We start from the raw sequence: 21,393 nt of genomic DNA, 5'->3' as shown, positions 1-21,393 counted from the left end.
TTTGTAACAATACATAATGTATCTAACGATACAAGGTAATATCTCGAAGCTGCGTAAAGCATAAAGCAGCTATACGAGAACAGTAGTAGTAGGCTCACCTCTATTATTCTGCTAATTGTATATTTTTACCAATATGCTTAAATGCCTATTTTCAGGTTTGTTTTTGCTTGATATCTAGTCAAAATAGGGGGTAATTCCTACTATATAATCTTTGTGTATGCGTATGTCGATGGCGTCTAGGTCTGGTTTTTTTCCATTCTGCAAGCATGTTCATGGTAATGTTGACCGCTAACTCGCTAGCGGCTACGACGTCGGCAAGGGCTCCCTGCTTCATCACGCCAATAAAATCTTCATTATCTATGAAAGGAACGGTGTAGTTGGTTTAAATCCAGAATACCTTCCGTTTCGTTGATCAAGGAATAGGAGTTGATTTTGCCAAACTCGCCCTCTAGCATCTTTCTCGTAAGGAAAATATCTCCTACCCCTTGAAGAAGTGCAAAATAATTATTCGCGTAGAAGTGCGTATCGTTTACATCCTGGTCTTTGTTTCCTTTTATTTGGAAATGCTCCCATTTGTCTTTGATCCTGGAATAGAACTTCGCGCCGGAAACTATGCCAAGGATGCCATCCGCAGGTATTCTACCCTCGCTTTTCACGAATACCAGGGTAACTGGAACACTCTTCATCAAAAAATGCAAGTAAACGAACAGAAATGGTATTGAAATATGTTATTCACGATAAGATGCATGGATTTATGAGTGCCCCTGCGAGATTGAGCAACTAGGCTAGTGAGTGTTTCATAACCTCTTTATATCCAGTGATTTGACTCGCCATATCGAATTTAATCAAATATTCATAATAGGACTTGCTGACAGAAACGTTTAACTCGATCTCGACGTCTTTGAATTTGAATCTCTTGATTTTATCGATAATATTCGGAAAGAATGCAAATACCAATATTACCGCGGACGCCCACACCATTATGAGCGCTGAAGAGGAATTCGTAGGCGATTCTGTCAAATAGATGAATCCGTACCATACGACAGCTAGAATAATCCCGGCATAGAGAAGACGCTTTCCGCCCTGTCGAAGCGGATAAAGCAGCGTAATGAAGCGGATTAAGGCACTTTTGATTTCTTTAAACAAGTGTTGCGAACCGCCGGCAATACTCTTGAGCAGCTGTTTCAATTGAGTAGTACCTCCCTCAACATCGATTATTATCGCGGGGCTATATCAACTTCTCACCAACTTTCCAGAATTGTCGTCATTTATCAAAACAGACAATACATGAGTATGCATGGTTATACATTGTCACCGTTTTCTCATCAATTCTGAAGTTTTCTTCTCATTAATTTAGAATCTCTTCTCAAAAATTATGACTTCACACAGCTGGTACGAATTTCTCCGTGTCACACCCTCCCCTTTACACACTTACTTTTTTATAGTACAATATCTTTAAATTAAGATAATTATTCATCGACAAAATTCACATAGAAGGAGTTGCTTCAATCATGACAACAACATTACGGGCAGTAGAAGGCGTATATCAAGGGGCTCCGATCCATATGGTCGGCGACGGCTTCCGGGTATCGAATTATTTCCCTGGCGGCACGAACTTCGGCGAGCGCTTTAGTCCCTTCATTCTGATGGATTACAATGCGCCGTTTGTTTTCCCGCCAAGCAATGAGGTGAAAGGCGTTGGCGCCCACCCGCACCGCGGATTCGAGACGGTGACCATCTCTTATGACGGTTACGTCGAGCATCATGACAACAAAGGCCACCACGGAATTATCGGTCCCGGCGATGTGCAATGGATGACGGCGGGCTCCGGTCTGCTGCACAAGGAATATCATGAGAAAAGCTTCTCCCGCCGCGGCGGACTATTCCACGTCATTCAGCTGTGGATTAACCTTCCCCGCGCGCACAAAATGCATGCGCCAAAATATCAGGAGCTGCTAAAAGCGGATATGGGGTATTCGGAGCTTCCTGACGGCGGCGGTACGGTTCGCGTCATTGCGGGCAGCTTCAACGGCGTAACCGGTCCTGCTCAAACCTTTACGCCGGTTAATCTGTTTGACATTTCTTTTAAAGCGGGAGGTCTAGCAAGCTTTGAGCTCCCGACTTCTTACAATACGGCGGCGATGGTGCTTAAAGGCAATGCCCTCATTAACGGAGAGCGAAAAGCCGCTGAAGGTGATTTTGTCCTTTTCTCCAATACCGCAGGAGCCATTCAGATTGAGGGTCAGACCGACGATACGCTTGTGATCGTTCTAAGCGGTGAACCGATCGATGAACCGGTCTTCCAGCAAGGACCGTTTGTCATGAACAGCCGACAAGAAGTATTTCAAGCGTTTGTCGACTTCCAGGATGGCAAAATGGGACCAGCCGATTTCTAAAACGCATGACAGCCGGGCGGATTGCCCGGCTTTTTTTCTGCCAGCCTGCCTCATAATAACCAACCCTTCCGTCATAAGCATGCTTGAAGAGCTTATTTTAGGAGGGAAAGGAATGAACGACTCCAACGCAGGCATTAACAATGCCAATGCTTCCAATAATAAACCTGCTGAATCAAACGTATCTCCTGAGGCGAATAGCGGGAAAAGCGAATCGTTTGCCGTTCCTCAGCCTTATCGGCCAATCGATTGCGCGGGAGGCCCTGACTTAGGTCCGCGGGACATTATGCGGGATTTGGAAAATCCCGATATGCTTCGACCTCCGATAACCGACAACGGACTGGTGCCGAATCTGAAATTCTCGTTCTCCGATACGCATATGCAGCTCAATCAGGGCGGCTGGTCCCGCGAGATCACGCAGCGCGAGATGCCGATTGCCACAACTCTCGCCGGCGTAAACATGTATTTGACGCCCGGCGGTGTCCGCGAGCTGCATTGGCATCAACAATCCGAGTGGGCTTATATGATATGGGGAAGCGCTAGGATCACATCCGTCGACCAGGACGGACGTAATTTCATCGCGAACGTTGAAGCAGGCGATTTATGGTTTTTTCCGGCAGGACTGCCCCATTCCATACAAGGGCTTGAGCATGGCTGCGAGTTTTTGCTTGTTTTTGACGACGGCAAATTTTCCGACCTGAATACGCTGTCGATCTCCGACTGGTTCGCCCACACGCCAAAAGAGGTATTATGCGCCAACTTTGGCGTATCGGAATCGGCCTTTGATTCCATCCCTACGGATCAGCTTTACATTTTCCAGGATGAAGTACCCGGCTCGATCGAAAGTCAGCAGGTTCACTCGCCTTACGGCACGGTGCCTCAGAGCTTCAAATACCGCCTCCTTGCCCAGACGCCCATCGTAACGCCCGGCGGTACGGTACGGATTGCAGACTCCACCAACTTTCATGCCGCCAAAACGATAGCCGCAGCGCTTGTCGAGATCAAACCCGGAGCTATGCGGGAGCTGCATTGGCATCCAAACAATGACGAATGGCAATATTATTTAACCGGACAAGGACGGATGACCGTTTTTGCCGGGAACGGTGCCGCAAGAACGTTTGATTACCGGGCGGGAGATGTCGGTTACGTGCCGTTTGCTTATGGGCATTACATTCAGAATACCGGCGATGAGTCCTTATGGTTTCTGGAGATGTTCAAGAGCGACCGGTTTATGGACGTATCCCTTAACCAATGGATGGCGCTTACGCCAAGAGATTTGATAAGGGATAATCTGCATGTTGGCCCCGAGCTTCTGAATGCGCTGCGCAAGGAGAAGTGGCCGGTCGTGAAATACCCGGGCAAATCCTATTTGAAATAGGCGAACGTCGTTCCGGGCGAATGCATAGGATATCCCATTAGTCTAGAGTCTGGAAAGGCGGAGAGCTAGTGGCGGTATCCTATATGGACTTCACTTCCCCTAACGTGCAGTTCTGGTATGACGTGAACACAAACACAACGTTCAAGAAAGACAATCGCAACTTCATCAATACCTTGTCGATTGCACAATTAAATACGCTAGGCAACGTTTCATTGCTGGATATTTACCTCAGCCGTTCGAATGTAGTTGAGCCGCATATTCATCAGAACGCTACCGAGCTGGTCTATTGCATTTCCGGTTCGGCCGTTGTATCCATTATTAACCCGTTTACAAAAAAGCTGCTGAACTTCCCGATAGAGCCCGGTCAAGTCGCGAACGTGCCGCAAGGCTGGCCGCATTACGAAATCGCTACGGTAGATAACACCCATCTACTTGCGATCTTTGACGCACCTGTGCCGGAGTTTATCGGATATTCCGATATGCTGCGCCTGACGCCTCCCGGGGTTCTCGCCCATACTTACTGTCTGAACGAGCAAATGGTCAAGGAAACGCTGGCACCCATTACGGATACGACAGTCATCGGTCCACCGGCCAATTGTCAGCCGCAGCAAATGCAGCGCGAGCCGGAGGCCCAGCTGCCCTATGCTCCCTATCCCAATGAACCGCAGGGCTATGGCCCACACGGTCCCTTTGGACCCCAGTTTTATCCGCAGCAACAGCAGCAATATCCGCAACCCTTCAGCTATCTCCAGCAGCCCAACCCGCCTTATTTCTTCTAACCCGCACTTGTGGTGCTAATTAGACCAAAAAGAGACAACCGCATGGACGGTTGTCTCTTTTTGAATGCCTTTATGCCGATTGCTGCGGATACACGAACGCGTCGGAAGCGCTGATATGCAGATTGCCTTCCTCTCCCGCATCCAGGTATTCGTCGTGTAGGAAGGAGATCGGCTGTCCGTCGGATGTCTTCGCAAGCACGCGCCAGCGTTTCCCTTCGAATACGCTATGCAGCACCTGGACGGGCAGCTGGTTCGCCGAAGCCGTTGGCACGGACCTCCACTCGGCGGAATCCGGACGGAACAGCAGATCAACCAGATCTGTTCGTTGTACCCCGGGAGAGCCTGGTGACGTGCCTACTATTTCTTGTCCCGCGATCCGTACGGTTGTATGCTCCCCCTCCCTGACCAGCTTGCTTTTCAGGCGATTGCCCGCTCCAAGCAGCATGGCTGCGGACAAGGTTGCGGGACGGTCGTAGCAAATTTGCGGCCGGTCAATCTGGTCAACGGCGCCAGCCCGCATAATAATAAGACGATCGGCCATGGCAAAGGCTTCATCGGGATCATGCGTCACATGGAATACGGTTGTGCCGAGCTGACGGAACAAATAAGCCATCTCCGAGCGCATCTCGATGCGGAGCCGCATGTCCAGATTGGAGAGCGGCTCGTCAAGCAGCAGCAGATCCGGCTTGGTTGCCAGCGCACGCGCGATAGCTACCCGCTGTTGTTGTCCGCCGGACAATTGCGGCGGAAGCCTATCCTCCAGCCCCTCCAGATGCAGGAGTGCTACAAGCTCCGCGATTTGTTCGCGGATGGCCGCTGCCGCTACCTTTTGCCTGCGGAGGCCGTAAGCGATATTGTCATAGATCGTCATATGCGGCCATAACGCGTAATCCTGGAATACCATGTTGATGCCGCGTTTCTCAGGCGGAACCAGCCGGGATACCGACGCAACCGTTGCGCCGCGCAGGCGGATCTCGCCTTCGTCCGGCTGCTGGAGGCCGGCAATCAGCTGGAGCAGCGTGGATTTGCCGCACCCGGACGGTCCTAGCACGCTGATAATCTCCCCTTGGCTCACCGAGAAGTTAATATCCCGCAGCGCGGTATGGGAACCAAACGATTTGCCCAGCCGTTTAACTTCCAGTATCGTATTCGTCATGATTTTACCCGCTTTCTTGAAGGTTTAATAAGCAATTCCATTACGGCAATGATCGAGATGACAATTCCCCCGCCGGTCAGCGTTGCCGCCGCCGCATATCCAAACTTGAGATCCTCGAATGCCTTGTTAATGACAACCGGAAGCGTCATAAAGTTAGGCGGATACAGAATGGACGAGATAGCCAGATCAAATACGCTTGCTCCAAAGGCAGCCAGACCCGCGTATAGGAGAGCCCCTTTTATTAGAGGCATCAGAATCGTGGTAACCCTCTGGCCGAACGATGCTCCCTGCATCTGCGCCGCCGATAGTAGCTGTCTTGGCACCTTCGCCATCGCTCCGACCACTACGCGCGTAATAACCGGAATCACGCCGGCTACGCTAGCCAGAATCAGAATCCAAGGCGTTCCGTACAGCAGAAGTCCAATCTTTTCGAGCCATGCCTGATTCCAGATGAAGATATACCCGATCCCCAGCACGATTCCGGGTACGGCGAGCGATATCAGCGAGATGACATCAATGGTTTTGCGCAGCTTGAATTGCGAATACGTCAGAACGTACGCGACAAGGAACCCAACAAACAGGCCGATAACGGCTGCTACGGCCGCAATCTCCAGCGAATGGACAAGTCCTTCCAGCAACGTGCGGTTATTACCGGCAAATAAAGCTTTATAATGTTCGAACGTCAACTCGCGCCCTTTGCCGGCGGTCGAGCTGCCCGAAATAGACATCAGCAGGTTGGAGCCGAACGGAATACCGATTACGACGGCAAGAAACACGATATTGCCAATAACGAGATAAATCCCGCCCTTACGCGGTTTCTTCGGTTCTGAGCGCGTTGCTCTCGAAGACAGGAAATCATAACGCGACTTGCGCATGGCATACAGCTGTACGCTCATCGCCAGGGCAATGAGAAGCACGAGATAGAACGATAACGCCCCGGCCATATCGAACCGGATCGGCGACGTGTATAACGCTGAATAAATCGAATAAGGCAAGGTTGGAAAACGGAAAATGGTCGCGATAGACGCCGGGAGACCAAAGTCGCCTACCGTATCCATAAAGACAAGCATGGCTCCGGAACAAATGGCCGGAAGCAGGAGCGGCGCTTGGATCGTACGCCATACCGTCCAGCTGGACCCGCCCGACAACCGCGCGGCTTCGCTCAGCCGGTCTACCTTCCACTCGAGCGCGGAATAGACGGTTAAATAAGCAAGCGGGAATTTGCTGAGCGTCATGACGGCAATAAGCCCGATTGGCTGAAAAATAAACGAATGCAGGCTATGCCAGCCCAGCCACTTGGCGGCAAGTCCGTCTGCAGAGGCAAACATGACCCAGCCCTGCGCCAAAATAAAGGATGGCGTAATAATCAGAATCCATACGGCAAAGTCAAGCAGCTTGGCGCCGCGGAAGGCCCAGTTCGATCTGGCCATCGCGATGGCCGTACCGATCATTGTGGCTAGCACCGTGGTTCCAATGCCAAGAATGACCGAATTTTTCAGGGAAACATACCAAAGCGGCCGCCGGAATACATCCAGCAAAAGCGATAAATCGCCAAGCTCGAAATGACCAAAAAATACTCCAGGCAGGAGTACCTGAATAACGACGGCAATAAGCGGCAGCAGAATAAGAAGAAACAGGACGGCCAGCACGAGCCAGCCAGTCCGGTTTCCTTGTGATTGAAGTCGCAGCATTATTTCACCGCGTTATCCGCGAACCATTGTTTAATTTCGCCTTCATGCTCGCCCGCCCAGCCAGCCTCCGCTACAAGCAGCTTTGCGTCTGCCGCACGGTCGGCTTTTGCGTTAACGCCCTTTACCGATGGCTCGAAATAACTCTCGTCGCCTTTATCGATAAGCGCCTGCTGGGTTGCCGGATCAAGAAGGAATTCAATGAATGCTTTTGCCGCTTCCTGATGCTTGGACTCTTTTTGAATCGCTGCCACGCGTACCGATGCAGGCGCGCCTTCTGCCGGCCAGACAATATCAACCTGTTCGCCGGAATTTTTCAGCGTATACGCATTGCTTTCTTGAAGAGCTGCCGCTTTGATCTCGCCGTCGGTCAGCGCTTTAGCGACGTTAGGATTTTTCGGATACACATGAACGCCGTTCTTCAGAAGCCCTTCGAAGTAGCTTTTGCCTTGATCCATGCCTTTGGATTGGAAGAACCACGCTACGAACGGATAGGCAGGTGCCGCTACTGCCGGATCGGCCATGCCTACTACGCCTTTATATTTCGCGTCAAGCAGGTCATCCCATGTTTTGGGAGCGCTGTTTGCGTCAAATGCTTTCGTGTTATAGACGATAACGGATGCGGCATGCGCGCCCGTAGGGAAGTAGGTGTTGTTCGCCGGAACGACCGTCTTCGCGAAATCCGTCAATCCATCCAGATTGCTTGGTGTCCAGTTGTCGAGCAGCTGTCCGTTTTTTCCCATTTGGTCGATGGTTGGCATCGAGTCCATCCATACGACGTCCCAATGCGGGTTGCCTTTTTCCGCTTCGATACGGGAAGCGATCTCGGCGCCGTTGCCGGAAACGATCTCCAGCTTATAGCCTGTCTTCTCTTCGAACATTGGTTTTACGATATCGTCGAAATCATTCAAATATACAACGAGAGGCTCATCCTTGCTTGCATCCGCCGCGGACGGACTAGCCGCTGCATCCGCTGATGGCTCCGTGCTTGCTTCCGTTGTTGCGGAGGCATTTGTTGCGCCGTTGCCCGTTGCTGCCGTATTAGCCTCGTTATTGCCGTTATTTCCGCACGCCGAAAGTGCTGCTGTTACCGCCAAGACGCTGACAAGCATAAGACCCTTCATTTTATATCCGTTTGCCATTTCTCTTACCCCTCCAATGTCTTTTTCTTTCATTCTCAGATTAACGACGGATTGTAAATGGAAGATTAAGTGAATGATAAAGTTATATTAAATAACATCTATCCATATTGATAGCTTCATCGAAATTATCTATAGTATGACAAGAAGAGTTAAGGAGATGAGCCTAAGATGAATATTCAGCAGCTTCGCGTATTTGCCCATGCCGCACGCCTGTCTACCTTAACCGAGGTTGCAGCCGAGCTGCAGCTTAAACAGCCAACGGTAAGCTTTCATTTGAAAAAACTCGAGGAGTCGCTAGGCGTTGAGCTGTTCTATAAGCATCCCCGGCAGCTGCGCCTGACGGATGCGGGACAAACCTTGCTGCCTTATGCCAAGCGGATATGCGCGTTATTGGATGAGTCCAGCCAGTTGATGAAGGAGCACCGGGAGCAGGGCCGGGGGCATCTGAAGATAGGGGCAAGCTATACGCCCGCTACCTATTTCCTCCCACCCTATTTAGCTGCCTTTCAAGCTAAATACGACAAGGTTATGCCGCAAATGACGGTAAAGCAGGCAGGTACCGTTATCAATCTGTTGAGAGAATTCGAGGTTGATGTCGCGGTTGTATCGCTGATCGTCCGCCCCTTCGACGATCTCGAGATTATTCCGCTGGCGGATGACGATTTGAAGCTGGTGCTGCCTTATAATCATCCGCTTGCCCACAAAGAAACCATCCTTGTTGAAGATTTAAAGAATGAATCCTTCCTTCTGCATGAACACGGCTCTACTTCCAGAGAGTTGTCCGAGCTATGGGCTAGGGATAACGGCCTGGAATGGAGGGTTATCATGGAGCTTGGGGCGATCGAGACGATCAAGGAATCCGTCAAGCACGGGATTGGCATTGGCATGCTGCCTTGGCGGAGCGTGACAAGAGAGGTGCAGGCGAAGGAGCTGGTGCTTCGCGAGCTGCCGGGAAACGTGCAGCAGCGCCATATTTGCCTGGCCTTCCGAAAGGCCGATATTATGGCTTTCCATGTCCGCTCCTTCATCCAGTTTATGAAGCATTCCTGCCTATAGAGGACTTGCTGAAGACAGGAAAAAGCCGCTCTATCGCCCCCTTTCAAAAGGCAGGCGTAGAGCGGCTTTTATAATTCCGTATTAGGATTCCAAACGATAGCTGACAAAAGCAAGCTTCCGGCTGTCCGGCGACCAGGAATTGACGTTAATCGTCCCTTGTCCGCCAAACAACTTAACAAGCGTCCGGTATTCTCCGCCATTGCTGTCCATCAGACGGAGCTCCACATGCTTGTTGGCCGGATGATCTCCCGGTGCCACATCCCCCTTACGGTAGGTGATATAAGCAACCTGCTTGCCGTCCGGCGACACATGAGGGAACCAGCTGTTGCTCTCGTCGAACGTCATTTGCGTCTGCTCGCTGCCGTCGGCCTTCATTCGCCACACCTGCATAAGGCCCGTTCTGACGGAGTTGAACCAGATATAGCCGCCATCCGGCGAATATTCGGGACCGTCATCGAGTCCCGGCGTATTCGTGAGCTGCGTCTCTTCGCCGCCGATTGCCGGTATCGTATAAATGTCGTACTGTCCGTTTCTCTCCGCGCAATAAGCAAGAGTTCGGCCATCCGGCGACCAGCCGTGCAGATAGCTTGGTCCCATCGGAGTGACAAGAACGGGATCTCCTCCCTCCAGCGGGAACGTATAAATACGGGATTGTCCGTCTTCTCTCGTATGATGGCTGACCGCAAGACGGGTATTATCCGGTGACAATACGTGGTCGTTATTGCAATGCACGGCGAAGGAGGACGGGATCTCCGTGCTGGTCCCTTGTTCAATATTAAAGCTGTATATCCGGCCCTTGCTGTTATAAATAAGCGTCTTGCCGTCGCTTGTCCAGTTCGGCGCCTCAATCAGATAATCGAAAGACGCCAGGACGCTCCGCTCGCCGGATTCTATATCCACTGTTTCCAGAAAGCTCGTAATGCCCGAAGATTCCGCCATTTCCGCTTCTCCCCTTATGTATGATGAAATGATGACAGGATAAGTGCTAACCACTCTATCCTAGCAGATTTTTAATGCGCTTTCATCATTCTACCTTAGCGCCTAGCGACCTGAGCAGCACAATCGCTTGTATGGTATCCATCCGGGCTCCCTTAAGATTAACCGTCTTCCAAGGTACGCCTTCAAGCTCGGCCCCCCGCAAGTCCGCGCCGCTTAAGTTCGTTTGCGTCAAGTTTGCCCTTGTCAGATCGCATTTGCGAAGATCGGATTTCTCGAGCGAAGCTCCCATCAAATCGGCTTCCACGAAGCGGATATCCCTCAGATTTTGCTTGTCCAGCTTTACATGCCTGAGGTTCGTATAGGACCAGTCGCCTTTAACAATCGTTATTCCGCTCAGCTCGGCACGCGTAAAGTCGGAGCCGGTCATTTTGCAGGCCGTGAACTTTGCGACAAACAGATTTGCTCCTTCCAACAAGCAATTCGTAAACGCCGACTCGGTATGCACGGAAGCATTAAGCGCGGCGCCATGGAAATCGCATTCCTCGAACTTGCAGCCCGTCGTAATAGCTTCCTCCAACCGAGCGCCGATAAACTTGCATTTTATGAATGCGCAGCGCGTCAACTCGGCTTCCCTGAAATCTTCCCCGCTGAAATCAACGCCTTCAAACTGCCGATCGGTATAAGTCTGCATGGCTCTTCCCCTCTTCCCACGTCAAGCTCCGATAATATCCTAAATTCGATTGTAGGTGAACAAGGATAGAGTAGCAAGCTTAACTACGTCGCGGGCTTCGCCTTCTGAAGCTTTTTACCGAACAGCAGCCTCAGGAGAAGCAGTAGCACCGGCAGCCCAAAAGCAATCGGAAGCGCTACTCTCGGCCAATAAAACTCAAGGTATTTAAGCGCCCAGAAATGATCGTCCACCACCCAATAACCAAAGGCGCCAAGGATGAGGCATACCGGTATAATCATCGGCTTATTGCTTTTTAAGGCGAATACCCGGCTCGCGCAGACCGACGTCGCGTATACGCAGAACATCACTTCGAACAAGGCGGAGATGGAATAAAGGGCAATCATGATCATCTCGTACCTCTGCAGAAAATTGCCGATATGCGCATTACGGGCCAGCTTCATGCAGGAAAGCGTATATTGGGCGGTAACTTCTCCCGAAAGCACGGCGCCCTCCAGAATAGCCCAAATGACAATGATCAACCCGCTTGTCACAATCCCGATAATGCCCAGCTTGGCGCCGTATTTCTTCACATCCTTCACATGAGGGTAGATCAAGGCCGCAAGCATTGTCGCCATAGCCCAATCCGCGTCGAAGTGCAGGCTTGCCGCCGCCGTTTGCGGTAGACCGCTTTCAAGCACCGGAAGCAGATTGCGCATATCAAACTCATGAGTAGAGCCGATGATGATCAGCCCGTTCAGGAAAAAGATAAAGAGCAGCCCAACCAAGGCAATTCTAGCAATAACTTCAAGGCCGTAATAGCAGCCAAGCGCTCCGACTAGCAAAGAGGCGATAATAAATAGCGAAATAGGTGCCTCCGGCAGAAAATATTCCTGCAGATGATAGACGTAGGTAATCATAATCGGTCCAAAGGCAGCCAGGTAAAATACGAAAATGACCAGAGCAACCAGGGCGGCGAACCACTTTCCCAGCATGGCGCTGCCAAGCGAGATAAAATCCCGGTCAGGGGTTTTCCTGAGGGCCAGATAGGTGATATACATGATGACTATCCCTTGCAGCATCCCGATGAACGTAGCGATCCACATATCCGAGCCGATCACCCGGGCAAGCTCGCCCTGCGTCACGCCAATCGCTTTTACGAATATGAGATTAACGATCATCGCGATAAACATCCCGTTGGATATTCTGAAGGTTTTCATTTGATCCCGTCCCCCGCTGCTTTGACAACTGCCGATTTCACATCCACGTTTGTCTCGATTTCGAATTTCGCTTCGGCAAATATTTGATTCCAGTCCTTGCCTACACGCTTCCATTCCTGAGGGTATTTATTCCGAAAGATATCGCCTAGCTTCAGAAAGTCGGAATGGTGCTGCTTCTGTGCTTTGTCCAGCACATTCTCGATCCGCTGCTTCATCAATTTCTCCAGGCTGGCGTCTGCTGCATCCCTCAATTGTTCTACTGGAACATTACATCCGCTCTCCACGATATCCGCGGCTGACTTTAGACGGATTTGAAACCTGGGCTTCTCATTTTCATAAAACGATTTCACGGACATATGCGCATTTTTGAACTCCAGCGTCAACCGCCTGTTCTCATTGTTCGGACAGTTTATGACCTCAATCCCGCTCTCCAGCTTCTCGAGAAAAAACAAGGCAGCGCGTGCTTCCTTTGGCGTCAGCCAACCGATCATTTTATCCTCCCGGAATACCGCTGCCCCGGCCAATTCGACTTGTTTGAGCGATCCGTGCTCTTCCGGCTTTTTATTCGAGATCCCCCTTGGCTGCAGCTGCAGTCTTGCGACAACCGGCTGGGCAGAAGTGCTGAGCAAAGCCTCCTCCAGATTCATCATATTGCTGCCCGGCGCCAGTCCGACAACCTGGTTGTTGCGGAACAGCTTGTCTACCGCTTCCCCCGGCACAACCTCAATCCCAGTAATGGTTGAAATCAATTCATCTGGCTTATCGGACGTGACAGCAACCCACGTATTCATTCGAAGCTCGTGATTACGCGTAAAGAAATCAACCATGTCTCGAATTCCTTGCCGGGCATAGCTTTCGCTCAATACGATCATGAAGTTATGAGCCCAGTAGACTCTGCGGGACGAGAAGCGGCCTAAGTTGCGGATAGCGTCAAAGATCGTATTCCCTTCCGCCGAGATTGAATAAATCGGCTGCCCGGTGCCGCCGGCGGGAGCGCCGGTTTGTCCGCGGGCGTCTGCTGGACGGATAATCTGGGCGGACAGCTTTACCGTCCCCGGCTTGTTTCCCGTATCGATTCCAACGGCGGTTACAATAGCCAACTCGTTAATTTGCCTTAATCCCACGCAGGAGCTTTCAAGCAGTAGCATGGAGCTGAACAACAAAATCAGAAGAAACGTTCTCATATTTATTCACCCTTTTGCAGAGGCGTTGCGGGCATCTGATTATCCCCCATGCGGTCAACATCCTGGGCAAATCCAGGACGCTCATCCAGCATCCACATCGGAAGTCTCAGCATCGTATCCCGCTGATCGGTAGGACGGTAAGGACTTGCCGGCGCCAAGTACGATTCGCCGAACGAACGGATGGATAACGCATGAAGGAGAAGCGCGAAAAACATCGTCGAAAAACCAAGCAAGCCAAGGAATCCCGATGCGATCATCAGCGGGAAACGGAACATCCGAATCGCAAGCGACGAGGAATAGCTTGGAATGGCAAAGGAGGAAATCCCCGTTATCGCAACAATAATAACCATAAACGGCGACACAAGACCCGCTTGTACGGCAGCCTGGCCGATAATGAGCGAGCCTACGATGCTGACCGCTTGACCAATCGGCTTGGGCATTCTTAAGCCCGCTTCACGCATCAGCTCGAAAGCAAGCTCCATAATAAGCGCTTCTAACAGTACCGGGAACGGTACGACCTCCCGTCCGGACGCAATCGTCAAGGCCAGCGAGGTTGGGATCATCTCGTGATGGAACGAAACCAGCATTACGTATACGGAGGGCAGCATGAGGCTTATCAAGAAAGCAAAATATCTTACAATACGAAAAAAGGTTCCTACCCAATAACGGTTATAGTAATCGTCGGGCGCCTGAATGTACTGCCAGAAGAAGGTCGGGACAATTAGAACAACCGGCGTATTGTCGATAAAGATCGCCACCCTGCCTTCAAGCAGCGCGGAAGCGACCTTGTCCGGCCGCTCCGTGCTTTGTACCGTGTTGAACATGGACAGCGGCGCATCCTCGATTAGCTCCTCGATATAGCCGCTCTCCATAACAGAATCGATCTTAATCCGATTCAGACGGCTTTTGACCTCGTCAACCAGCCCTTCTTTGACAAGATCGGAAATGTAGGCGATGTTTACATCCGTCTGAGACCTGGTGCCGATGACCATCGATTCGAAACGCAGCATCGGATCTTTAATCCGCCTCCGTACATGAGCCGTATTCGTACGAATGCTTTCCATAAAGCCATCCCGCGGCCCGCGCACGTTATTTTCAGAGGAAGGCTCTTCTACTCCGCGATCCTTCCATCCCCTCGTGCTGACAAGCAGCGCCTGATCAAGTCCTTCGACAACAACCAGCGTATCGCCCGAGAGAATCCCGTTAATGCCTTCTCTCACATTCGGGCAGTCCTTAACGGTGGCGTTAAACAACAAGCTTGTCCGGATAGATTCGGCCGTTGCGAGCTCCGCCGGTTCACGGTTTAATTGGCTGCCGGTCACGACAAGCGCCCGGACGATGGCCTCTACAAGCGTTGTATCCGCAAGCCCGTCCATAAAGCATAAAAGTCCCGGTGAGCCGGCTTTGCCGCATAGCAGAAAATCACGCTTTTGAACATCAGCGCTATTACCCAGTATCTGATCAAGTACAGCCGCATTTTCCTTCACGGATGGCTTGAAGGCTCCTTTAAGCAATTCCTGTATAGAGGACAAAGTCCCTCACCTCTTCCCTTAAGGTGGTATAGGCTTAACCGCGATCGATCACAATAACTGGTAAACATTGGTTTACATATCATGCTAGGAGCTGGCTTATGAATTTCTATCATTCCTGGATCTATCAGAAGATGTTAAATACCGAATGGTTCCTGTGGCTGATCTTCGGTTCCCTGCTTGCACTGAATTTCCTGTCCCCGGTTATCGTCTGGTACGTGATTAGAAGAAATGCCAAGAACCGCCGCAGCAGCAAGCAGAATTGATTTAGAACGAAAATTGGAAATAATGTGAAAAATACACCGCTAGTATGCATCCCTGCTGCTTGTTTTATTCGCACGGAATGCAAAAACAACCCGCAGCCTCCAAAGGAAGTCGCGGGTTGTTCCGTATATTATCGAATGACAGGTTGTTACGATTTAATTCGCGCGCGGCCGGCGGTTATAGCCTTTTTCTTCATAGGGCTGAAGCTTCTCGATCCAAAGCTCGAGTAGAGCATCCACTTCCGCCTGATATTTTTTCAGCTCGGAACGGTCCGTCACATTCTCTTCGCGCGGCTTGATCGAATCCAGCTCTTCAAAAACAAAGCAGCTTCCCCCGTATTTGTTCCAATCCTGCTGCAATTCGAATACGGTGTTCATGTTTGTCTGCTGCATGAAGGCGAGCCGGTTCTTTGCTCCATCCAAATCCATTGAGCCAAGTACCAGAATTTTCCCGTTCTCCGTATTCCGAATCTGATAAACACCCATTCTCCGGAAGGTCTGGGCGTAAGCCGTCCCTAGCTCGCGCTTGCGCTGTTTCTCCATTTGCTCATCATCTCCTTCATACTTATTTACTAATTTACTAAATAAGTAACGTAGTCAAGATTAGCATACGTTGCAGTTAGGCGTCAACCGCTGCAATGAACCACGCAACCGATAAACAAACCCGGACATAACAAACAAGGCTAGACAATCCTGTCTAGCCTTGCAAAGATAACAAAAAATTCGATTAAGCGGTCAGCTTGATGATTCTAAGCGACGCGCTGACGATAGGCTGGTCGGCTACGCCGCCAAACGGAGGGTATTGGATGACCGCACTAATATTGATTGCGGTCTGAGTGCTGGTCGCAGGGATAAGCGCCCGAAGCTCGACCACATCATTGGCAGCTAGACGCATTATAGCCGTTGCCCCTACGTCATTGACTTGCTGACCGTCGGTTACAACTAGCCCCGAGGTGGTTGCGGGATGCAAGGTGCCGTTAATAAAAATTCCGAACGCTTGTGGGACAAGAGCCGCATGGCGTATGCGCTTGTCATGCTTGCCTCAAAAAAGGCGATTACCGCGATTCCGCAAAACGCTTAATCCCATCCATATAATCGGATTCGGGATAAGTGGCCTTGGCATGCTCATAGCCGGCATTGCCAGCCGTCCAGTCACAGGTAAGAATCAATCGCGTTGTCTCGCCTTCAGGCAAAATACGGAAGTGCATATCGCAATAATTTGTCTCATGATGAGGATCGTAAGCCGGTGCGGCATGCTGTTCATAAGCAAATTCATGGTTGGGTTCATAGCTGCGTACAAAACCGTAAACATGCAGCGTGTTGTCTCCGTCCGCCCCTTGCCCGCGGAATTCAATTCGCGCTCCCGGCTCAAAAGTGGATTGCATCGTGCAGCCGAATAAGGTTGCCTGAGTCCCCTCTGAAGTGGCAACCGCTGCCCATACATCCTCTGGTGCAGCCTGAATAACAATATCAAACGTAAGCTGATTACGACCTGCCGTAATTTCGGCCATTCTTTTCACATCCCATCATCTATTAATCTACGCGATTAAGCATACCATGTTTAATATGGAAATTAATACTAGAAAACCACGCAGGTGGACGTGGTTTTCTAGCTGCCTATTGCTCCAGAAGCCTGAGCAGCAGCACAACAGCCTCCGCGCGCGTAGCCGTTCCGTTTGGCACAAACAGATTGTCTCCGCGCCCGTTAAGGATTCCTGCTTGCTTTAACGCTTCTATCGCTTGTTTCGACCATGCCGGAATAGCCTCATCATCGCTGAATCCCGTAGTCCCGGCGGAAGCTGCCGGCAATTGGAGGATACGCGCAATGATAACCGCCATCTCCGCACGGGTAATGGCAGCGTCCGGACGGAAGGTTCCGTCGGCATAGCCGTTTATCATACCGGCATTGACGGCGATTGCAATCGAATCTTCGGCCCATTCCTGAATGGTTGCTCCGTCGGTAAACGCCACTTCCTTGCTTGAGACCGGAAGCTGCAGTGCCTTCACGAGCATAACGACAAACTCGGCACGCGTAACGGTATTGTCCGGACGGAACGTACCGTCCGCATAGCCGTTCACTATCTTTTTCTCCGCAGCTTGCTTGATCAGTTCCTCCGCCCAATGCCCCTGAAGATCCTTAAAGACCGGAGCCGGAACTGCTATGCGGGTAACGGTCACTTTATACGTTTTTGTATTGCCATTCTCCGCTGCTACCGTCCACTCCAGCACGTTAGCTCCAAGCGTTAGATGAACGGAGCTTTGCGATGCCGGAACCTGGCCGTTTACTTTGAGCCCTATTCTTGACTTGGAATCCGATACAGTCGCGCTTATCTCTACTTGATCAGCTTCCGTATCAGCCGTATAGTCGGTAGTAGACTGGCTGAAAGCTGGAGACAACCTGATGGCTTGCCCTTTGGCGGACAGGCTGATGGCTTTCAAATTGGCATCACTGGATAGCGATGGACCGCTGATCACCGGAGGCGGAGCTACTACCCGCACCGTACGGCTAACTTCGTCGGCGGCATTGCCGGCATCATCAGTCGCGTTATAGTGAATCGTATAGACGCCAACGGTATTTACATCTACAACATCGCCTGTTGTAACAACGTTATTTAAGTTTCCTTGTCTGCTGTCCGTTGCCGTTGCTCCTTGATCTTGATAAGCCGTGCCTCTCGTGATCTGAATTTCCGCATCGCCGTTTATCGTAATCACCGGCTTCACCGTATCTATCGTCCAAGTGTACGATGCGGCTTCGCCTGTTACTTGGCCATTCCCGGCATGAACTTGCAAGGTATGTGGTCCGTCGGCAAGCTCCGATAATACGAGAGGTGAAGCCGACGCTGTCCAGTCCGAATCATCCAAGCTGTATTCAAAAGTCGCATTCTCCTCGTTGCTTATAAAGCTGAAAGAAGCCGAGCTGCTGTTCGAAAGGGCATTAGGCGCGCCGGTAATCGTAGCGGAAGGTCCTTCCGACACGACCGGCTCCAGCACGCGGACCGTACGGGTTACGGTAACGGCGGCATTGCCGGCGGCATCGGATACATTATATTGAACCGTATAGTCTCCTGCCGTTGTTGGATCAACCGTTCCCGTAACCGTAATCTGCCCGGTTAAATCCCCGTCATGATTATCCGTAGCAGCTGCTCCGGGATCGGTGTAAGCCGTTCCCTTCTCCAATTGAATAACCGGGTCGCCGTTTATCGTAATCACCGGCTTCACCGTATCAATCACCCACGTATACGGGACGGGCGTTTCGTCCGTATTGCCAAAAATATCTACCGCGCGAACATACAGCGTATGAGAGCCGTCCGCAAGCTTCGAAAAAGTAACCGGCGAAGTACAAGCTGCGTAATATTCACCGTTGTTATCCAGGCTGCACTCAAAGGTTGATCCGTCTTCATTGCTGCCGAACGTAAACGACGGGGTACTGTCGCCCGATACGGCTGCCGGTGAAGAAACAATTGCGGTATCCGGCGCAGTTGTGTCCACCTGCGTATTCTGATATACGCCGTATACGTTAAATTCATTGATGGACCACCAGCTGCCGGATGTACCGGTCTGAACCAATTTGATATAGCGGACGCCCGCGGCCGTGACATTAATGGTTGTTGCACCGCTTGCTCCATTGCCGCTGGCTGCGTTGCTTCCCCAATTCGTGCCGTCCGCGGATACGTATACTTCATAGCTCTTGGCATAATCGGACCCGCTCGATTCCGTTACAATCTTCGTAATATCCGCTGCCGTTTTCATATCCACGATGATATACTGGCCGTTTGCCATCGGAACTCCCGCACTCCAACGGGTTCCTGCTCCATCGAACATATTGGCCGGAGCATCTCCGCTGGAAGGCGACGATTCCGCCGTCCAGCCTGTGCGGTCAAGCGCGCCGCCGGATATTTCCGGCGTTACGGCCGTTGCCGGGCTGCTGGCTGCCGAACGGTTGCCGCTTCCGTCTTTTGCTACGATTTTATACGTATAGCCGGTCGACGCCTTTAATCCCGTACTGTTGTATGCGGTAGCAATCGTAGATCCGATCAGCGTGTTGTTCCGGTATATCTCATAACCCTCAACGCCAACGTTATCGGTCGAAGCCGTCCAGCTGAGGTTAATCTGACTGCTGGATACCGGCGTTGCGATCAAGCCAGTTGGAGCGGTTGGCGCTTCCGCGTCGCCCCCCACGAACAATTTCATCGTTTGTCTCATGTTGCTGCTGGAGGTTACGCTTCCGCCGTTGCCGTTGACTATATGCGTAATCTCGCTGCCTGCGGTTCCGTTCAGCCAAATCGTCGTCAGATTATGCAATTTGATGCCCGGATTAGCCGGTGCTTCAATCGCGTTCTCCAGCTTAACCGCCGCATCCCGGAAATACGAATAAATGCCAAGCCCCCACGCTTCATGGCTGGTTACTTGATCGCCGATTTTGTAAGAGGCGTAACCGTTAACCGTTCCGTTATGGCTCATCCAGGATTGTTGATCCGGAACATCGTAGGGGATTTCCGATTGATAGAAATATAACCGTCCGCCGTTGCCGTTCCAGACCGTTTGATATTCATTATGATGCTCGTTAAATAGACCGTAGATGGTAACGTCGTCCCCATTAACGACAAGACCGTTCTTCGAGACATTGGATGTCCACGCTGCTCCGGCTCCGTGGTCGGCGCGCCAGATCCAGAAGTGATCGCCGATGACATCGTTGCTGTTAATTTCGAGGGCCGTGTCATTGCTGCCATTCACATGACCGCCGGTGCGGAAGAACACATCGGAGAGCAAGATCGGATTGGCCGAGTGATCGGCTGCGCTGCCCGGTTCACCTACCTTCAGTAGCGTAGAGGAGGTTTGCTCGCCTGCCTCGATAACAAGTCCGGATACGTTAACTCCGTCCACATCGTCAATAACAATGACGTCCTGCCCGTTATCCGGGATCAATGTCGGCAGTCCGATGCCGTATACAACGGTATTCGGGTTAGTTACGTGAATCGTGTCGCTTAAATGATAAATGCCAGGGGTGAAGAACAGGTTTTTCCCATCCTCCAAAGCGGCGTTAATAGCTGCCGAAGTAGCCGAGTCTGGCTTCGCGATATAGAAATCATCGATGGAGATCGACTGCCCCGGCGTCTGGCCGTTCGCCCAGCTGACGCCTTGCGTATTCGTCTCGAGCGAAGGAACAAACACTTGGTAGTGTCCTTGGTTATCGACGTAAAGATAAGGCTTTTCTTTCACAACCGGCGTTTTATCGATGACTGTATAAGGAGGATCCGGGAAATCGCCGGAAGGCGCGTTTTTATCCCCGACGAACACCATGTTCCATACGCCGTTCGACCAGCTGTTCCATTCGCTGTTGCGGGAGAACCATTGCTGCTGGGAAGCCGGAATAATATTGGCGTCGATCTTAGAATCCGCCAGATATCCGCCGCTAGCCCAGCCCGCATCCCAGGATGCCGTAAAATCAAACAGATGCATATCCTTGCTTACGACATGCACGCGGCGCATCGGGGCCGCCTGTGAGACGGCGTATCTGACGGTTGCATTCGGATCTGCCGGAGCGATCTTCACGTTCTCGATGGAACGCCAGAAGTTTCGGGTAGCATTGCCGTTATCCCATTTGGCATCGACGTTTAGAGGGCCCGTTATCGTAACATCATCCGGGTTCTGACCAAGACCCGCTACGGATGTGTTGAAGCCGACATTCATATTGACGTTGTAGGCACCCGGCTTGAAGAGCAGCGCATAACGTTCGTCGCCGAATTCGTTTCTTTCCTGATTGCCGTATACGGCGCTGGTAACGCTTTCAATATCGGGTTTGGACATAGATGGATCGAAGACATACACATTAGGACCAAAAATCGTGGAGTTAGCGGGGGAACTCGGAATGGCAGCATGCGTGACTGCGGGATAGACGGTGTTAAGACTGATGGCAAGCGCCAACGCGGAAACGGCGGCCGTCACCTTCTTCATCTTCTTCATAATTGCCTCTTTACCTCCCAAATCTTATTGGATGG

At 51.3% G+C, this 21,393-nt stretch carries 18 protein-coding genes; 5 read left to right on the top strand and 13 right to left on the bottom strand.

Annotation, left to right across the window (positions count from 1 at the left end; translation table 11 throughout):
• Positions 1-780 precede the first annotated feature (780 nt).
• Positions 781-1,188, bottom strand: a complete 408-nt coding sequence (locus tag PGL01S_RS09010) for a hypothetical protein (protein WP_127493662.1) — start codon at positions 1,186-1,188, stop codon at positions 781-783.
• Between the two features lie 323 nt (positions 1,189-1,511).
• Here PGL01S_RS09010 and PGL01S_RS09005 point away from each other — a divergent pair, with 323 nt between their 5' ends.
• From PGL01S_RS09005 to PGL01S_RS08995, 3 genes are all read left to right on the top strand, one after another.
• On the top strand, positions 1,512-2,396 hold the full coding sequence (locus PGL01S_RS09005) for a pirin family protein (RefSeq protein ID WP_127493660.1): 885 nt from the start codon (positions 1,512-1,514) through the stop codon (positions 2,394-2,396).
• 112 nt (positions 2,397-2,508) lie between these two features.
• The gene (locus PGL01S_RS09000) at positions 2,509-3,771 is read left to right on the top strand and encodes an oxalate decarboxylase family bicupin (protein WP_244935550.1); all 1,263 of its coding nucleotides are present in this window, start codon (positions 2,509-2,511) and stop codon (positions 3,769-3,771) included.
• Positions 3,772-3,839: 68 nt separating this feature from the next.
• Entirely contained in the window at positions 3,840-4,550 is a 711-nt protein-coding gene (locus tag PGL01S_RS08995; protein WP_244935549.1) for a cupin domain-containing protein, read from the top strand.
• Positions 4,551-4,620: 70 nt separating this feature from the next.
• Here PGL01S_RS08995 and PGL01S_RS08990 read toward each other — a convergent pair whose 3' ends face one another.
• From PGL01S_RS08990 to PGL01S_RS08980, 3 genes are read right to left on the bottom strand one after another with little or no spacing between them, the layout of a single operon-like run.
• Positions 4,621-5,706 carry an ABC transporter ATP-binding protein gene (locus PGL01S_RS08990; protein WP_127493658.1) on the bottom strand — a complete coding sequence of 362 codons (1,086 nt, stop codon included), beginning with the start codon at positions 5,704-5,706 and terminating at the stop codon, positions 4,621-4,623.
• Positions 5,703-7,397: an ABC transporter permease gene (locus PGL01S_RS08985; RefSeq protein WP_127493655.1), complete on the bottom strand. Its 1,695-nt coding sequence runs from the start codon at positions 7,395-7,397 to the stop codon at positions 5,703-5,705. The genes PGL01S_RS08990 and PGL01S_RS08985 overlap by 4 nt, the downstream gene beginning before the upstream one ends.
• Positions 7,397-8,536, bottom strand: coding sequence for an ABC transporter substrate-binding protein (locus PGL01S_RS08980; RefSeq protein ID WP_127493653.1), 1,140 nt, complete (start codon positions 8,534-8,536; stop codon positions 7,397-7,399). Before PGL01S_RS08980 ends, PGL01S_RS08985 begins: the two co-directional genes overlap by 1 nt.
• Positions 8,537-8,704: 168 nt before the next feature.
• Here PGL01S_RS08980 and PGL01S_RS08975 point away from each other — a divergent pair, with 168 nt between their 5' ends.
• Complete coding sequence (locus tag PGL01S_RS08975) at positions 8,705-9,592, top strand: LysR family transcriptional regulator (protein WP_127493651.1); 888 nt, start codon at positions 8,705-8,707, stop codon at positions 9,590-9,592.
• A gap of 81 nt (positions 9,593-9,673) precedes the next feature.
• Here the strand turns inward: PGL01S_RS08975 and PGL01S_RS08970 are convergent, their stop codons facing one another.
• From PGL01S_RS08970 to PGL01S_RS08950, 5 genes are all read right to left on the bottom strand, one after another.
• Positions 9,674-10,531, bottom strand: coding sequence for a TolB family protein (locus tag PGL01S_RS08970; protein ID WP_127493649.1), 858 nt, complete (start codon positions 10,529-10,531; stop codon positions 9,674-9,676).
• Positions 10,532-10,616: 85 nt separating this feature from the next.
• Positions 10,617-11,222 carry a pentapeptide repeat-containing protein gene (locus PGL01S_RS08965; RefSeq protein WP_127493647.1) on the bottom strand — a complete coding sequence of 202 codons (606 nt, stop codon included), beginning with the start codon at positions 11,220-11,222 and terminating at the stop codon, positions 10,617-10,619.
• An 83-nt stretch (positions 11,223-11,305) separates the two neighbouring features.
• Positions 11,306-12,418: a GerAB/ArcD/ProY family transporter gene (locus PGL01S_RS08960; protein WP_127493645.1), complete on the bottom strand. Its 1,113-nt coding sequence runs from the start codon at positions 12,416-12,418 to the stop codon at positions 11,306-11,308.
• Positions 12,415-13,602, bottom strand: coding sequence for a Ger(x)C family spore germination protein (locus PGL01S_RS08955; protein ID WP_127493643.1), 1,188 nt, complete (start codon positions 13,600-13,602; stop codon positions 12,415-12,417). The genes PGL01S_RS08960 and PGL01S_RS08955 overlap by 4 nt, the downstream gene beginning before the upstream one ends.
• 2 nt (positions 13,603-13,604) lie before the next feature.
• The gene (locus tag PGL01S_RS08950) at positions 13,605-15,134 is read right to left on the bottom strand and encodes a spore germination protein (RefSeq protein ID WP_244935548.1); all 1,530 of its coding nucleotides are present in this window, start codon (positions 15,132-15,134) and stop codon (positions 13,605-13,607) included.
• 98 nt (positions 15,135-15,232) lie between these two features.
• Between PGL01S_RS08950 and PGL01S_RS30795 the strand changes: the two genes are divergently transcribed.
• Positions 15,233-15,397 (top strand): hypothetical protein, encoded by a 165-nt coding sequence (locus tag PGL01S_RS30795; protein WP_164775418.1) that lies wholly within the window; start codon positions 15,233-15,235, stop codon positions 15,395-15,397.
• Between the two features lie 153 nt (positions 15,398-15,550).
• Here PGL01S_RS30795 and PGL01S_RS08945 read toward each other — a convergent pair whose 3' ends face one another.
• From PGL01S_RS08945 to PGL01S_RS08935, 4 genes are all read right to left on the bottom strand, one after another.
• Positions 15,551-15,937 (bottom strand): GIY-YIG nuclease family protein, encoded by a 387-nt coding sequence (locus PGL01S_RS08945; RefSeq protein WP_127493641.1) that lies wholly within the window; start codon positions 15,935-15,937, stop codon positions 15,551-15,553.
• 184 nt (positions 15,938-16,121) lie between these two features.
• Positions 16,122-16,289 carry a hypothetical protein gene (locus tag PGL01S_RS30790; RefSeq protein ID WP_164775417.1) on the bottom strand — a complete coding sequence of 56 codons (168 nt, stop codon included), beginning with the start codon at positions 16,287-16,289 and terminating at the stop codon, positions 16,122-16,124.
• A 160-nt stretch (positions 16,290-16,449) separates the two neighbouring features.
• A complete protein-coding gene (locus PGL01S_RS08940) occupies positions 16,450-16,905 on the bottom strand; it encodes an SRPBCC domain-containing protein (protein WP_127493639.1) in 456 nt (151 codons plus the stop codon).
• Positions 16,906-17,011: 106 nt separating this feature from the next.
• Positions 17,012-21,358: a pectate lyase-like domain-containing protein gene (locus tag PGL01S_RS08935; protein WP_127493637.1), complete on the bottom strand. Its 4,347-nt coding sequence runs from the start codon at positions 21,356-21,358 to the stop codon at positions 17,012-17,014.
• Positions 21,359-21,393: the final 35 nt, after the last annotated feature.

This window comes from Paenibacillus glycanilyticus NBRC 16618, from assembly GCF_004000805.1.
GTDB lineage: Bacteria > Bacillota > Bacilli > Paenibacillales > Paenibacillaceae > Pristimantibacillus > Pristimantibacillus glycanilyticus.
The sequence above is the reverse complement of the archived record's forward strand: the minus strand, read 5'-3'. Positions and strand labels throughout refer to the sequence as shown.

What these genes read in the sequence shown, in the direction of transcription:
- PGL01S_RS08980 (WP_127493653.1), bottom strand. Translation starts at nt 8,536, where the DNA reads ATGGCAAACGGATATAAAATGAAGGGTCTTATGCTTGTCAGCGTCTTG.
- PGL01S_RS30790 (WP_164775417.1), bottom strand. Translation starts at nt 16,289, where the DNA reads ATGCGTCTAGCTGCCAATGATGTGGTCGAGCTTCGGGCGCTTATCCCT.
- PGL01S_RS09005 (WP_127493660.1), top strand. Translation starts at nt 1,512, where the DNA reads ATGACAACAACATTACGGGCAGTAGAAGGCGTATATCAAGGGGCTCCG.
- PGL01S_RS08935 (WP_127493637.1), bottom strand. Translation starts at nt 21,358, where the DNA reads ATGAAGAAGATGAAGAAGGTGACGGCCGCCGTTTCCGCGTTGGCGCTT.
- PGL01S_RS09000 (WP_244935550.1), top strand. Translation starts at nt 2,509, where the DNA reads ATGAACGACTCCAACGCAGGCATTAACAATGCCAATGCTTCCAATAAT.
- PGL01S_RS08965 (WP_127493647.1), bottom strand. Translation starts at nt 11,222, where the DNA reads ATGCAGACTTATACCGATCGGCAGTTTGAAGGCGTTGATTTCAGCGGG.
- PGL01S_RS08975 (WP_127493651.1), top strand. Translation starts at nt 8,705, where the DNA reads ATGAATATTCAGCAGCTTCGCGTATTTGCCCATGCCGCACGCCTGTCT.
- PGL01S_RS08940 (WP_127493639.1), bottom strand. Translation starts at nt 16,905, where the DNA reads ATGGCCGAAATTACGGCAGGTCGTAATCAGCTTACGTTTGATATTGTT.
- PGL01S_RS30795 (WP_164775418.1), top strand. Translation starts at nt 15,233, where the DNA reads ATGAATTTCTATCATTCCTGGATCTATCAGAAGATGTTAAATACCGAA.
- PGL01S_RS08970 (WP_127493649.1), bottom strand. Translation starts at nt 10,531, where the DNA reads ATGGCGGAATCTTCGGGCATTACGAGCTTTCTGGAAACAGTGGATATA.
- PGL01S_RS08955 (WP_127493643.1), bottom strand. Translation starts at nt 13,602, where the DNA reads ATGAGAACGTTTCTTCTGATTTTGTTGTTCAGCTCCATGCTACTGCTT.
- PGL01S_RS08990 (WP_127493658.1), bottom strand. Translation starts at nt 5,706, where the DNA reads ATGACGAATACGATACTGGAAGTTAAACGGCTGGGCAAATCGTTTGGT.
- PGL01S_RS08985 (WP_127493655.1), bottom strand. Translation starts at nt 7,397, where the DNA reads ATGCTGCGACTTCAATCACAAGGAAACCGGACTGGCTGGCTCGTGCTG.
- PGL01S_RS08945 (WP_127493641.1), bottom strand. Translation starts at nt 15,937, where the DNA reads ATGGAGAAACAGCGCAAGCGCGAGCTAGGGACGGCTTACGCCCAGACC.
- PGL01S_RS08960 (WP_127493645.1), bottom strand. Translation starts at nt 12,418, where the DNA reads ATGAAAACCTTCAGAATATCCAACGGGATGTTTATCGCGATGATCGTT.